This is a genomic window from Mycoplana sp. MJR14 (genome assembly GCF_029210525.1).
GTDB lineage: Bacteria > Pseudomonadota > Alphaproteobacteria > Rhizobiales > Rhizobiaceae > Mycoplana.
Map to the genome: position 1 here is coordinate 397,558 of NZ_JARGEO010000001.1, position 13,154 is coordinate 410,711.

Sequence of the window (13,154 nt, forward strand, 5' to 3'; positions counted from 1 at the left end):
GCCTTTCACAACGAAACGCTTCATCGCAATTTCCGAGGGGTTACGTTCCCGAAGTGGACTTCAGCTTTAGCTGGGAAGTTGGTTGCGGCGCTAAGCGTCGCCGCCGCTGAAGGTTTCGTCCGGGATTTCGCCGACCCTGCCTGTCGCGATGCGTTGGCCGAGATTAAGTTCGAGATCTGAACGCTTCTGGAGCCCTGCCTCCAAGAGTTCTGCCATCCGTGCTTTCGTTGCCGGACGCATGACAGATACGAAAAACTGATCGAGGGCAGGCGGGAAGAGTGAGTCGTCGGGGAGGGACGCTTCATCGACAAATCGCTTTGCCTCCCTCAGCGCGTCCTTGTCGAACCCTGCAATGCGCCGGGCAAAGCGGTCAACGAAGCCGTCGAGTTCCGCGTCTGGAACCGCACGGTTTACATAGCCGTATCGTTCCGCCAAAGCGCCCGGAAAATCGTCGGCGCCGAGGACCACTTCGAGTGCACGACCGCGCCCCATGAGGTTGGCAAGCCTTATCATGGGGTTGCCGCCTGGCACCGCACCGACGCCGACCTCGAATTGCCCGAGAACTGCCTTCTCGGCGCTCGCGAAGCGGATATCGCAAGCCAGAGCGAATTCGCTGCCTGCTCCCCGCGCGCGTCCCCGGATCGATGAAATCGAGACGACTGGGGCGCGTGACAGCCGCACCAGGACATCGAGCCAGGGATGCATGCCCGTGGGCCCGGGGATCATTGCCGCCGTGCGCGCCTTGTCTACAAGAACATCGTAGTGGGCGAGAAAGAAATCCGGATCCCCGCTTTCGAACACGATCACCTTGATATCGGGATCCCTTTCAAGCCTCACGATCAATTCAGAAAGTTCGGAGATCGTTTCGGGGTCGACAAGGTTTATCGGCGGATTGGCGAAGGTCGCCCGCCAGAAACCCGGTGCGGGCATATTCAATTCGATCTGCGTGCGCATTCGGATTACCTCGCGGCGCTGCTGCGCGAGTACCTAACCGCGTCTGAACCAGGAATCCTATTGCACGAAGGTATCGCGGCCCACCCACTAGCGCGGCGAGGATCAAAAAGGCCGCCTCCGGGCAGGTGGAGGCGGCCTTCAGCGGACCGGGAGGATCCGCGCGCTCCGGCGGAGGGGAGGACGCGGGAGCGCTGTCGCTGCATCAGCGTTTCGCCCAGGGAGGAGGAGGCGATGAATGGAGAATAGCCTTGTTAGAAACGGTGCAAAACCAGACTTAGGTATCGGCCGATCTGCCGTGCCCGCCTCGACGCAGTGATTGCGTGGTCGAGCAGCTAGGGCTTGTTCGGGAGAGAAAAGGCCACGGTTGCGCCCGGCCCATCGTTCGGCAGCGCCCACATGCGGCCGCCGTGGCTCTCGATTATTGAGCGGCTGATGGAGAGACCGATGCCCATCCCGTTGCGCTTCGTGGTGAAGAAGGGTTCGAAGATCTTTTCCACAGTGTCGGCGCCGACTCCGACGCCGGCATCCAAGACCGACAGTGAAGACATGTCGGCGCCCTCCAGCGCCGTACGCACGAGCAGACGGCGAGGCCGTTCCTTGATTTCTGCCATGGCTTCGATCCCGTTCAGGACCATATTCAAGATGACCTGCTGAAGCTGGATCCGGTCGCCAGTGACCGTTGGCAGTCCTGGTGTCAATCGCGCCTCCAGAACGATAAGTTTCTCCCGCATGTCTCGAGACGACAATGTGATGACCTCCCGAGCTATCTCGTTGAGGTCGATCTCCTCCATGGTTGGAGACTGCCGATTAAACATAGCCCGAAGTCGCTTAATAACTTCGGTCGCACGCATGGTGTCTCGGATCGTCCGCCGAGCGGTGTCTGTTGCGGCCGCAAGGTTCGGCGGATCGAGCGCCAACAGACGGACGCATGCATTTGCGTTCGCGAGAATGCCCGAAAGTGGCTGGCTAACCTCGTGCGCTATGGACGTCGTCAGGGCACTTATAGTCATCACGCGAGATACATACGCGAGTTCCTCTCGAGCTTTTAAAAGCGCTTCCTCGCCCCGTCTGAGAGCATCTTCCGCCGTTCTTGTCTCTGTAATGTCCTGAACCGTTCCCATGAACACCGGGTGGTCGCCGATGTAATGCGTAACTCTCGCAAGTCCGCGAATGAACCTGACCGACGCGTCTGTCCTGATGATCCGGAAGGTGAAGTCGGCATCCTCGCCAGCGAACCCTCTCTTCATCTCGAAGTCAAAGAGTTCCAGGTCGTCTGGATGGACCCGCTCCCTGACCGCATCAATGCTTGGCTCGAGCTCAGGGTCGAGGTCGAATATTCTGTAGAACTCCTCAGACCAGATGTTCTCATCCCGCTGGATATCCGACGTAAAGCTGCCTGTTGAACTGATCCGTTGAGCGGCAACGAGTTGGGCCTGGCTCCGCTCGACCTGCGTCTCTCGCTTGAGAAGAGCTTCCTCGTGACGTGTCCGGTCTATGGAGATAGCTGCGATATGCTTCGCTCGATCTACTATCTGCTGCTCGCGAGGTTCAAGCTTTGCTTGCTGATGCCGTAGGATCGCAAATATCCCGGCCGTGTTTCCATACGGGGAGAGAATGGGGATGGCCTGGCAGTAATTCAGACCGTTGGCCAACATGATCTCGCCCATCGACGTCTCACGCTGGTCGCTTTCGGCCAGGTTTTCGATCTCGACGGACCTTTTCGTCAAAGCGGCGGTGGAGCAGGGGTTCTTGTCCGAAATCACGCTCTTGCCATCGAAGATCTTCCTGAACTCGCTTGGCAGCCTGCTAGCCGCTCCCATGCGGAAGAGCTTGCGGTCAAGCGAAAGCTCGAGAAACCCACAAACGAGGTCCGGAACCAGATCTTCGACGACATCGCAGAGCCGTTGAAGGACAGTTGCCGACGGCGCGCCTCGCGCGACCATTTCGAGAATCTCCATTTCCTCGCCGAGGAGGAAAGAGTTTTCCTGATTGTCCTGCGTGTCGGTCTGAAGTACGCAATAGCCCGCCACCTCTCCGCTCAGCTTCCGTATTGGAGTGACATGCGCCTCCAGCCAGCGCAGTGTGCCGTCGGCGGAGGGCGCTTGATACGAAACGACGGCTGGTTCATTTCGGTTTTGCCCCGCCTGCGGAAAGGCGATTTCCTCCAGGTTGCCGAGATGCATATGACTTGGCGACGAGCCGTACCAGCGGCATGCTGATTGATTTGCAAACTCGAGCTCCAGAGTAGGAGTTAGTAGAAGCGCCTGGAATGACAGGGAGTCCAGGAATTTCCGAAAGTCACGATCCGCGTTGCCAATCTGGTTGTCGATCCTATCAAGACGTTCTGTCGCAAGCCAACAGACCTCACCTTCGAGCCATTTCATTGGCGAAGCAGAAAGATTGAACCACTCGAATTGTCCGTCCCGTCGCCGCAAACGGGCGGTGAAGGGTTGAACGCAATCCTTCTGCGCCGGAACGACAAGGAGATGATCGTCGGGATGCAGAAAGCTTGCCCACTGCCGTGAGCCATCCTGACCGATCATCAAGCCAGTGAAGTCTGTGAAGCGTGAGTTTGCATAGCGTAGGCTTCCTGTTTCGTCCGTTGTCCAGACCAGGCCGGGCAGGCTGTCCAGGATCCCTAGGCCGTCGTTGGACCCGGACGTGATTGCCTCCTCGTCGAGTGACATTGACATCAACGGCCGTTCCGTTTCCTCCGTCGCCCCGCTGCCAGGGCGGGAGCAGTTGCTATTGCGGCGCCGCCGCTGAGGTGCGTCTCGGTTACCCCTCGCCCAACGATGAGGTCCTTCGAAAGAATTGCCGCCAGCGCGCAAGCGAGCATCCATATCGAAGCGGTCAGGGTAAACGTGACAGAAGTCCAGCCGAGCGTCGCCGAGGCTAGGATGGTTCCCAATGAAGTCGAAATCTTCAGCATGGTAAAAACCTCTGCCCTCATCTCTGCTGTCACCAGTCTGTTGAGCTGCAATGAGTAGTGGATGCCGAGCGATGGGGCGCATATACCGACAAGCGCGCAGCCGAGTATCGATAAACCGAAGGAATTCTGAAGTATCAGCGCCATGCCGATAATGATCGAGAGGAACATCGCCGCGACCTGCTGCTTCGAGTAAGCTTTGTTGAGCAGTCCGTTCCCCATGGACCCGACAAGCGACGCCCCACACAGGGTTCCGGTGAATATCGCGCCGTACCCCGCTTGCAGATTGAACCCCATCGCAAGCGACACCGCGCCAACTTCGATGCCGCTGATCGCGGCGGAACTGGCACAGGCGCATCCGAGCCAGAGAAGGACTTCAGGCGTCAGCGATTTGGTTCGGGTTTCGGTCGCTTGCGGCTTTACCTCGCTTTGTGCAGACGGCAAGAGCATCGCGGGCACCGCGCCGAGTATTGCGATTGCTGCTATCGAGAATGATGCGGATACCGATCCGAGACTGGCCGCCAAAATTGGGGTGACGAGGAAGGTGAGGTCCGACGCAAAAGCTGCCAAGGCAAGGGCCCTTGTCATCTGTGACGGCACCACAAGATAGTTTGCGCTGTCACGCAGATAGCCGAAGGCCGCACCTTGCACGAGGCCGGCGGCAATTGCCGCAGCGATGAAAACTTCGAACGGCGCCCCAACTCCACACGCAGTAGCGCAAGCGAACAGTGCTGCCGTCCGAATAAAGATGAGAGCCTTGAAGAATGCAATTGAGTCTGCACCCCGCCCCAACCGGGCAATTGGCATGGCTCCGACAAGTTGCGCGGTTGTCATGGCCGCGAGCGCCGTTGCCCCGGTAGCGGGGTTCCCCGTGATTGAGAGTGCTGCCAATGCGAAGGCTATGGACGCTCCAGAGCGAGGCGCACCGAACAAGCCGTAGGCGACCGCCCAGCGGATAGATTGATGACCCTGTAGACCGCCCCAGTTCATTTTTCCGCCAATTCTGGCCGTATCGTCCGCAGATAAACCTTGCCCAAAGTATTGCAGCACACGTGGTGGGAAGCGCCTCGTCTCCGGTCACTTGGAACCATGGGCGGCGCTCATCATCAGGATGAGTTTACCGCAAACTTGCACCAAGCACACTATACTAAGGTATCGCCTCTGATCTGTGACAGCAGAACTTCGGCCGAGCTGAATTTGCTGGTGTTTCGATCGTGGGTTACTGTACGATCCAACTATGCACGAAGATCCGGGTCGGCGACCTAATTCGGGGATTTCATCGCAGATGGACTATGAGATCCTCGTCGTCGAAGCACTTGCTGTTTCTTTGCTGCGTGGATTGGATGTCGACGTCGTCAGAGTGGCTTTCCGAAGCGAAACGCGACAGGGTATTGCCGAGGTTGTGCAATGTTCGCCGGATCTCAACGCAAGTGAAATCGAAGCGGCACTCAAGCAAGCAGCCATCGGGAACCCCCGATACGCAGCAGAACTGGTCGTCGGGGACTTGAGGCTTCCATTCCTTGTTACGCCATTTGGAGATGATGAGCTGAGCGGCGAACTGCTAGTCGGTGCCAGCCGCAGTGGCTTTCCGACAGACATAGAGCTCCGGATCATCTCTCAAGCTCTCCTTCAGGCGAGTGCCGGACTGAAGCAAAGGTCTTCGCCCTCTCAACCGCCTGACGGGCCGACACCTGCAAATGCGCCAAACCCCACCGAAGCGATCGACTCGATCCCAGGATTGGCGTGGTCGGCAGGGCCAGATGGGGCCGCACAGTATTTTAATGACCATTACCTGACGTACGTAGGTCACGATGCTGCGAGCCTCCAAGGTATCGGGTGGACTGCAACTGTCCATCCAGACGATCTCGATGGGCTCGTAGCCGCCTGGGCCAAGATGCTCTCTTCGGGACAGGGGGGTGAGGCCGAAGCAAGGCTCCGTCGGTTCGATGGGGAGTATCGCTGGTTTCTTTTTCGCACAAATCGATTCGTAGACAGCAGTGGGGCTGTTGTTCGCTGGTACGGTCTGAATATCGACATTGAGGAAAGGAAGCGTGCGGCCGAAGCACTTCAAGCCAGCGAGTTCCACCTGCGACAGCTTACTGAAACCATACCTCAGGCGCTCTGGAGTGCCACACCGGACGGAGCCATCAGATATCTCAACAAGAAGGGCCTAGACTTCATGGGCGTGGAAGCCGACGACCTTACGGACGGCTTTTGGTGGGCGGAAGGACTTCATCCAGACCAGGTTGCCGGGATCATCGGTACGTGGGAGCGCTGCGTCGCCACTGGTGAACCCTACAACGTCGAAGTCTTGTACCGCCGCCGTGTCGACGAGGATTACCGCTGGGTTGATGTCAGGGCACTTCCGATGCTCGATGACGATAACAACATCCTCATGTGGTACGGTAGCCTGATCGATATCCATGATCGGAAGATCGCGCAGGAAGATATCGCATCCAGCGAGAGGAGACTGCAGCTTATCATCGACACGATTCCGGGGATGGTCTGGTCGGCTCTACCTGCCGGTGGAGGCAGCTTCGCAAATCGTCACTTCCGCACCTACCTTGGGCTGTCGGTGGATGAAGCCAACGAACTCGGATGGGCGTCGGCGGTTCACCCAGACGATCTTTGGGAGCTGACGGAGACCTGGCGACGAATGGCGGAAACCTCGCAGCCCGGAGAGTGCGAGGCGCGATTGCGCCGCTTCGACGGGGAGTACCGCTGGTTTCTGTGCCGGGGTAATCCCCTCGTGGATGCTGCTGGAAGGGTGGAGTGGTTTGGCATCAACGTCGACATACATGATTGGAAGATTGCGCAGGATGAACTGCGCGAGGCACAGGCGGAGCTGACCCACATGACGCGCGTGATGGGTATGGGACAGCTCACGGCGGCCATTGCCCACGAGCTGAGCCAGCCACTCTCAGGCATCCTGGTAAATGCCAGCGCCGGCCTGCACATGCTGAGTATGAATCCGCCGCAGGTGGAGAGCGCACAGGAAACGGTCAAGCGGACAATCCGGGACGCAAACCGCGCTTCGGATGTGACGGAAAGAATAAGGGCGCTTTACAACGGGAGTGCTCCCATCGTGGAGGTGGTGGACCTGAACGCGATTGCCCAGGAAGTCATCGGGTTCGCCCACAGTGATTTGCGAAAGAACGGTGTCAACGTCCGGGTCAGCCTCGCCTCCGATCTCCCAGCGGTGAGGGGCGACCGCGTGCAATTGCAGCAGGTGATCTTCAACTTCATCAAGAATGGCACCGAGGCGATGAGCGGCGTTGTCGGTCGCCCGAAAGACCTGGAAATTTCCACCGCCCGGGAAAAATCGGACTATGTCCGCCTTGCAGTCAAGGACGTCGGACCTGGCTTCAATCCCGTTATTTCAGAAAAGCTGTTCAGCCCGTTCTTCACCACGAAAACAAATGGCATGGGGGTAGGGCTGTCGGTTAGTCGCGCAATCGTCGAGAGCCATAGCGGCCGCCTCTGGGCAGAGCCAAACGAGCGATATGGCGCGACGTTCGCCTTCTCGATCCCGGCAGTCGAGGCTGCAAGCGTCAGCACCAACACCACCCGGGACCGTTCTGAGTAAAGCGTCCTGTGTAACGGATCACACGATCTTCCTTTTCAGTCATAATATTCCGGCAGCAACTTCAAGCCATCCGTCTGCTGCTTGTCGTGGTTTATGAACATCGTCGCATTATACTCCTTTATCAACGCCCGCACCCGATCCATTGATGCGATCGACTGTGCTTTGTCGACGTTCAATGCAGGAACGATATCATGCTCGAAGTTGCTCTCGAGGTGCACGACGTCTCCCGACAGGATAACATATCCTGTTTGGGCCAAATGAACCATGAGCGACTGGCTGCCGGGTGTATGGCCGGGTGTCGAAATAAGCCTGACGCTTCCATCTCGGAAAAGGTCGATATCGCCGGTAACGAGTTCCAACCGGTGAGGTTGGCCGAGCAGTTTCCTGGCGAGTGTGACGAGCGTGTTGATTTTTGGATCGGACGGGGGAGCTGAGTTGATCCACTCGTATTCCGCCTTTTGCATGACGACGGTGGCGTCGGGAAACAGGCCGATATTTCCAATATGGTCGCCGTGCGTGTGTGACACGAGAACGTATCCCACGTCCTCCGGAGAGAGCCCGATCTGTGCGAGCTGCGAGGATATGGTCTTGTCCAAATGGTAGACTATGAGACTGGGTAGAGTGGACCAACCTTTCGGATCGCCGATCGTTGCCTCCGGTACGCCCGTGTCCCAGATGAGGGTGTCGGTGCCATGTCGTATCAGATAGCACGTTGATGAAAACTCGATGGGCTTGCCGACATTCTGTCCAGGCGTCCACACGGACCCGTCGTTGGCAAGCGAATGTCCGCAGTCGATGTGATAGAGCCGATCAACGGTGGCCGGCGGCTTTGCGCCGTCCGCTGCGAGGATCGGGTTCATCGGCGCAGCGGACAATGCCGCAGTCATGAACGTGGCGAGTTGGCGAAGTTTCATTTCGAAGCCTCCAGAGCTCAACAATTCAACAAATCCTCGGGGAAGCGAGCCGTCCCTGCGGTGCAGGGAAAAAAACGGCCACTCGCGGATCTTGCACGGATCCCCAGGCTTCGGTGAACGGCCCGTCCTGAAGCGCCTGGGCGTGTCGCCAAGCGAGGAGGAGGCGACACGGCAAGAAGTAAGCGGGTCCATCAGCCGTGGTAAGTGAACTTAAGTATCGACCGTCGATACATCCCACGATCATACCGCAGCCATCATCGGCCTGCGTCGCAGAAACGACCGTGCCTATGGAGTGATAGCGTGCCGGGAATTGTGCCGGAAAACGGTTCAGTGACTGCCGCGTACCGGCAATTCTCCCGATGAGCGACAGCATCTAAATCAATTGCACCGGCGCCGAGGGCGACGGGCGGCCCAACAAGGACCGCTGCAATTGAAAAGGATGTATATCATGAGCAATCAGCAGAAGGTCGCAATCATCACCGGTGCCTCTCAGGGCATTGGCGAAGGCTTGGTCCGTGCATACCGCGAGCGGAATTATCGCGTCGTTGCCACCTCGCGTTCAATCAAGCAGGGCTCGGACGACGGCGTACATGCCGTGGCGGGCGACATCTCCAACTCCCACACCGCAGACCGCGTCGTCAAGGAGGCCATCGACCGTTTCGGCCGGATCGACTCTCTGGTGAACAACGCGGGCGTGTTCACGGCCAAGCCTTTCGTCGACTTCACTCAGGAAGACTACGACCTGAACTTCGGCGTGAATGTTTCGGGCTTTTTCCACATCACGCAGCGGGCGGCGAGGGAGATGCTGAAGCAGGGCTCTGGCCATATCGTCAGCATCACGACCAGTCTTGTAAACCAGCCGGTGTCGAGCGTCCCCACGGCTCTTGCCTCGCTCACCAAGGGCGGTCTTAACGCCGTCACGAAGGAACTGGCGATCGAGTTCGCCAAGACGGGCGTCCGGGTGAATGCCGTCTCCCCTGGCATCATCAAGACCCCGATGCATGCTCCCGAGACCCACGAGTTTCTTTCCGCGCTGCATCCCGTCGGCCACATGGGCGAGATCAGCGACATCGTCGACGCTGTGATCTACCTCGAGGGCGCAAGCTTTGTCACTGGAGAGATCCTCCATGTCGACGGTGGCCAGAACGCTGGCCGCTGGTAGGCCTCAAAAAATGACGGGGATTTGCGGCGTGGGTACGCCGCGAATCCTGAAAGTGGGTGAAAGGAAAGACGATGGAACTTATACTTGCCGCCGATCCGATGTGCTCTTGGTGCTATGGATTCGGCAAACAGATGGGACTGCTACTTGAACGGCGCCCGGACCTGTCTCTGAAGATCATCCTCGGTGGGCTACGCGCGGGCGCGACAGACGTACTCGACGATGCGGGCAAGCAGTTCAGACTGCACCACTGGGGCAAGGTCGAGGAGGCCAGCGGCGTACCGTTCAATCGAGAAGGCCTGCTCGCCAGAAAAGGCTTCGTCTACGACACCGAACCTGTATGTCGAGCGGTGGTGACCGCCCGCATCCTCAGGCCGGAAGCCGACCTCCTGAGCGTTTTTCGAGCATTCCAGCATGCCTTCTACGTCGACGCGCTCGACACCACGGACGGAGCAGTATTGGCTGAGACCGGTTCCCGAACGCTCGCCGACCTCGGTCATTCCGTCAGCCCGGAGGAATTCCTCGCTGAGTGGGACAAGCGCAGCACGAAGGAGGAGGCAGCGACGGACTTCGCAACAGTGCGAGCAATGGGTGTTTCAAGCTTCCCGACCTTATTCCTGAACAAGGATGGAACTCTCAGCAAGGTTGGCGCCGGCTATGCCCATGTCGATGAACTCGAGAAGCACCTCGCTGCAATGGCCGCCTAGCAAACCGACGGGGTTATCGAACAAGGAGAACAGGAAATGCCCATAGTCACCGTACAAGTAACTCGTGAAGGCACGACGTCTAATCGGACCTCGGTAACTCCCGAGGAGAAAGCCGCAATCATCGCCGGCGTCAGCCAGGTCATGCTCGACGTCCTCAACAAGCCGCTTGAATCGACTTACGTGGTCATCGAGGAAGTGGATTTGGACAACTGGGGCTGGGGCGGCCTTCCGACCGTCCAGTACCGGAAGAATACGGCCGAAGGTAAAGCCTGACATCAAGTGATGTCGGCGAAGAAATGCAGGCCGCCGGAATCATCGGCGGCTTCTGCGTGTCGCGCCCGCAAGGAGCCAATCCTCCGGTCAGCGTGAGGGGCGTCGCCGCAAAGACTCATTTTTTGCGGCTCCGAGCCGCGGGGATACCATCGTGCAATAGCGTTGGGTTCTGGCTGGCGGATAGTTCTCTGTGACGCCGTGTTCGGTAATCTTGGAGACGCCAATGCCCCTCGTCAAAATCCATGTCCTGAAAGGTCGCCCGCCCAATGAGGTCGACGTGCTGCTTGACACGATCCACGACGTCGTCGTGCAATCTTTCGGAGTTCCGACAAGGGACCGGTATCAGATCCTTCAGGAGCACGAGGCGTCGCACCTTCGCGCGCTCGATACGGGGCTAAACATTCAGCGGACTGAGAAATTCGTCGTCCTGGAAATCACCAGCCGTCCCAGGCCGCGCGAATCCAAGGTGGCATTCTATTCAAACCTTACGCTCGCGCTCCAGGACCGCTGCGACGTCGCGCCATCAGACGTAATGGTCTCGCTGCATATCAACTCCGACGAGGACTGGTCGTTCGGCATGGGCAATGCGCAGTTCCTGACGGGCGAGCTGTGATTGGGACTCGACTCATTCGCGGGTCGATTTACCGACACTAAGGTATTGGCGATACTAACGTGCAAATGCAACATCCGCTGATCCTCGACATTCTTCCGGTCGTGCAGCCGCCCGGCTGCGAATTCAGAGAAGTGGAAGGAGCCTACGCATGAAGATCCTCATGGTATTCACCTCGCATGACATCCTCGGAAGCACGGGGCGCAAGACCGGGTTCTGGCTGGAGGAGGGTGCGGCACCGTACTACGTCTTCCGCGACGCAGGCGTCGACTTGACGCTCGCGTCCCCCAAAGGCGGCCAACCTCCGATCGATCCGAAGAGCGATCTGCCAGAAAATCAAACACCTGCCATGAAACGGTTTAAAGCGGATGCGGCCGCGCAGAGGGTTTTTGCGACCACCAAGAAGCTGAGCGATGTCCGTTCCGCAGATTTCGACGCCGTCTTCTATCCAGGTGGTCATGGCCCGATGTGGGACCTCGTGGACAATCCGGAGTCCATCGAGCTCATCGAGTCCTTCTACAACTCCGGCAAGCCGGTAGCGGCTGTCTGCCACGCGCCGGCGGTGCTTCACCGCGTCACCTATAAGGGCGCGCCGATCGTCAAAGGCAAGCGGGTGACGGGCTTCACCAACAGCGAGGAGGAGGAGGTGCAATTGACAAAGGTCGTTCCTTTCCTGGTCGAGGACGAGCTCAAACGTCTCGGCGGCCTCTATGAGAAGAAGGCCAATTGGGAAAGCTTCGCCATCACCGATGGCACACTGATAACCGGACAAAATCCCGCATCCTCGACAGCCGGCGCGCAGGCTCTCGTGAAGCTTCTCACGAGCACGAAGAGCGGGGGCGCTGCTTAAGACGCTGCCTCGCAAGGATGAGAAATGCCGCGAGATGGGGTATCCCGCGGCACTTTGGATCAGCCCCGGTCACTGGCCCTTCATTCGATCTTTCGTCAGATCATTCTGCGTGTAACCTCACACGGCCTTCCGGCAGTTCATTGTTGCGGCCTTGTACGCTCTCGCGCCGCCCGCAACCCCTCGACGAGACGTACCAATCGCCGGATCGAACCACCCCTCCAAACGCTCGCCAGGGCATCCAGCTCGAATCCTTCAAGCGGCGTCGCCCAGCGCAAATGGTGACCCGTCTCTACGTACAGCCGCTCCAGGATTCGCGCGGCGAAGAGGGGCAACTGGTCAGCTCGCGGATCGGGAAACTAAGGATTCGGCACCTGTCGCGTAAAGCGACCGGGATCGGCTCAATCGAGTGCGCGGTCATCAGCCAAGATACATGCGACAGATCGCAGTGGTCCTGTATGTAGGGATCATGCCAGCTTCTCGATGTTTCCGGTTCGTACAGGCCGATCAACACGTCGTGCACGTTGCCATTGTGGCGACCGGTGCCGATCTTCTCGATCTCGTCGAGAATTACGACCGGTCCGGCGCATCGGTGTCGCCTCACTGCCATGATCGCAAGGATTGGTTCGCCCGATGACCACCTCCGGGCGGTTCCGCCGATGGCACTGTCGCTCAAGCCGCCACAAGAGACGATCTAATATGGCGTGCCGAGTTCCTCCGCCAATCGCCTGGCGAACCGGGTCTTGCCGCTTCCGGGCGCCCCAAGCAGTATGGTCGGTCTCAGGTAGACATTTGGCCGGCCACCAAAGCCCTCGAGCACGTTGTTAACAATCGTGGCCGCATGAGGAAACTCTGCGATCAGTCGCGCGCGAACACCCGTCAGTTCGGGCATGACGGGCAGCGGCAATGGCCGCTGCTTGAAGTACGCGAATTCCTTCGCCACTCGCTTCCCATCGGCCGTCGTGTCATTACCGATGCCGCTGATAACGACGACTCCATCGGTCGGTCGCGTTTCGTGCTCCGATCGCTCTTCTTCCCAAGTCGCGATTGCAAGGCCTGCAGATACTGAATCCTTGGGTTCCGTCTCGTCGACCATTGTTGACGTGATCGCATTTCTGAAGTGAACTTCGTAGGTCCGCACTTCCGCCTCGAACCACTCTGCGGATCTCTGAATA

Annotated in this window: 11 protein-coding genes; 6 read left to right on the forward strand and 5 right to left on the reverse strand. The window is 58.6% G+C overall.

Annotation, left to right across the window (positions count from 1 at the left end):
• Positions 1–90 precede the first annotated feature (90 nt).
• From P0086_RS01940 to P0086_RS01950, 3 genes are all read right to left on the reverse strand, one after another.
• Entirely contained in the window at positions 91–954 is an 864-nt protein-coding gene (locus P0086_RS01940; RefSeq protein ID WP_275782220.1) for an enoyl-CoA hydratase/isomerase family protein, read from the reverse strand.
• A gap of 332 nt (positions 955–1,286) precedes the next feature.
• Positions 1,287–3,647 (reverse strand): PAS domain-containing protein, encoded by a 2,361-nt coding sequence (locus P0086_RS01945; RefSeq protein WP_275782221.1) that lies wholly within the window; start codon positions 3,645–3,647, stop codon positions 1,287–1,289.
• The gene (locus tag P0086_RS01950) at positions 3,647–4,873 is read right to left on the reverse strand and encodes an MFS transporter (RefSeq protein ID WP_345799296.1); all 1,227 of its coding nucleotides are present in this window, start codon (positions 4,871–4,873) and stop codon (positions 3,647–3,649) included. The genes P0086_RS01945 and P0086_RS01950 overlap by 1 nt, the downstream gene beginning before the upstream one ends.
• 295 nt (positions 4,874–5,168) lie before the next feature.
• On the opposite strand from P0086_RS01950, the gene P0086_RS01955 reads away from it, so the two are divergent.
• On the forward strand, positions 5,169–7,469 hold the full coding sequence (locus tag P0086_RS01955) for a PAS domain-containing protein (RefSeq protein WP_275782223.1): 2,301 nt from the start codon (positions 5,169–5,171) through the stop codon (positions 7,467–7,469).
• Between the two features lie 35 nt (positions 7,470–7,504).
• Here P0086_RS01955 and P0086_RS01960 read toward each other — a convergent pair whose 3' ends face one another.
• Positions 7,505–8,383: an N-acyl homoserine lactonase family protein gene (locus tag P0086_RS01960; RefSeq protein ID WP_275782224.1), complete on the reverse strand. Its 879-nt coding sequence runs from the start codon at positions 8,381–8,383 to the stop codon at positions 7,505–7,507.
• A gap of 448 nt (positions 8,384–8,831) precedes the next feature.
• Here P0086_RS01960 and P0086_RS01965 point away from each other — a divergent pair, with 448 nt between their 5' ends.
• From P0086_RS01965 to P0086_RS01985, 5 genes are all read left to right on the forward strand, one after another.
• On the forward strand, positions 8,832–9,545 hold the full coding sequence (locus P0086_RS01965) for an SDR family oxidoreductase (RefSeq protein ID WP_275782225.1): 714 nt from the start codon (positions 8,832–8,834) through the stop codon (positions 9,543–9,545).
• A 71-nt stretch (positions 9,546–9,616) separates the two neighbouring features.
• Positions 9,617–10,249 (forward strand): DsbA family protein, encoded by a 633-nt coding sequence (locus P0086_RS01970; protein ID WP_275782226.1) that lies wholly within the window; start codon positions 9,617–9,619, stop codon positions 10,247–10,249.
• Between the two features lie 36 nt (positions 10,250–10,285).
• Positions 10,286–10,522 carry a 4-oxalocrotonate tautomerase family protein gene (locus P0086_RS01975; protein WP_275782227.1) on the forward strand — a complete coding sequence of 79 codons (237 nt, stop codon included), beginning with the start codon at positions 10,286–10,288 and terminating at the stop codon, positions 10,520–10,522.
• A 223-nt stretch (positions 10,523–10,745) separates the two neighbouring features.
• Positions 10,746–11,135 (forward strand): tautomerase family protein, encoded by a 390-nt coding sequence (locus tag P0086_RS01980; protein ID WP_275782228.1) that lies wholly within the window; start codon positions 10,746–10,748, stop codon positions 11,133–11,135.
• A gap of 148 nt (positions 11,136–11,283) precedes the next feature.
• Positions 11,284–11,982 carry a type 1 glutamine amidotransferase domain-containing protein gene (locus P0086_RS01985; protein ID WP_275782229.1) on the forward strand — a complete coding sequence of 233 codons (699 nt, stop codon included), beginning with the start codon at positions 11,284–11,286 and terminating at the stop codon, positions 11,980–11,982.
• A 691-nt stretch (positions 11,983–12,673) separates the two neighbouring features.
• Here P0086_RS01985 and P0086_RS01990 read toward each other — a convergent pair.
• Entirely contained in the window at positions 12,674–13,120 is a 447-nt protein-coding gene (locus tag P0086_RS01990) for a hypothetical protein (RefSeq protein WP_275782828.1), read from the reverse strand.
• Positions 13,121–13,154 lie beyond the last annotated feature (34 nt).

Excerpts from the sequence above, each read along its gene's own strand:
- P0086_RS01980 (WP_275782228.1), top strand. The coding sequence starts at position 10,746 with ATGCCCCTCGTCAAAATCCATGTCCTGAAAGGTCGCCCGCCCAATGAG.
- P0086_RS01975 (WP_275782227.1), top strand. The coding sequence starts at position 10,286 with ATGCCCATAGTCACCGTACAAGTAACTCGTGAAGGCACGACGTCTAAT.
- P0086_RS01985 (WP_275782229.1), top strand. The coding sequence starts at position 11,284 with ATGAAGATCCTCATGGTATTCACCTCGCATGACATCCTCGGAAGCACG.
- P0086_RS01950 (WP_345799296.1), bottom strand. The coding sequence starts at position 4,873 with ATGAACTGGGGCGGTCTACAGGGTCATCAATCTATCCGCTGGGCGGTC.
- P0086_RS01965 (WP_275782225.1), top strand. The coding sequence starts at position 8,832 with ATGAGCAATCAGCAGAAGGTCGCAATCATCACCGGTGCCTCTCAGGGC.
- P0086_RS01955 (WP_275782223.1), top strand. The coding sequence starts at position 5,169 with ATGGACTATGAGATCCTCGTCGTCGAAGCACTTGCTGTTTCTTTGCTG.
- P0086_RS01970 (WP_275782226.1), top strand. The coding sequence starts at position 9,617 with ATGGAACTTATACTTGCCGCCGATCCGATGTGCTCTTGGTGCTATGGA.
- P0086_RS01960 (WP_275782224.1), bottom strand. The coding sequence starts at position 8,383 with ATGAAACTTCGCCAACTCGCCACGTTCATGACTGCGGCATTGTCCGCT.
- P0086_RS01945 (WP_275782221.1), bottom strand. The coding sequence starts at position 3,647 with ATGTCAATGTCACTCGACGAGGAGGCAATCACGTCCGGGTCCAACGAC.
- P0086_RS01940 (WP_275782220.1), bottom strand. The coding sequence starts at position 954 with ATGCGCACGCAGATCGAATTGAATATGCCCGCACCGGGTTTCTGGCGG.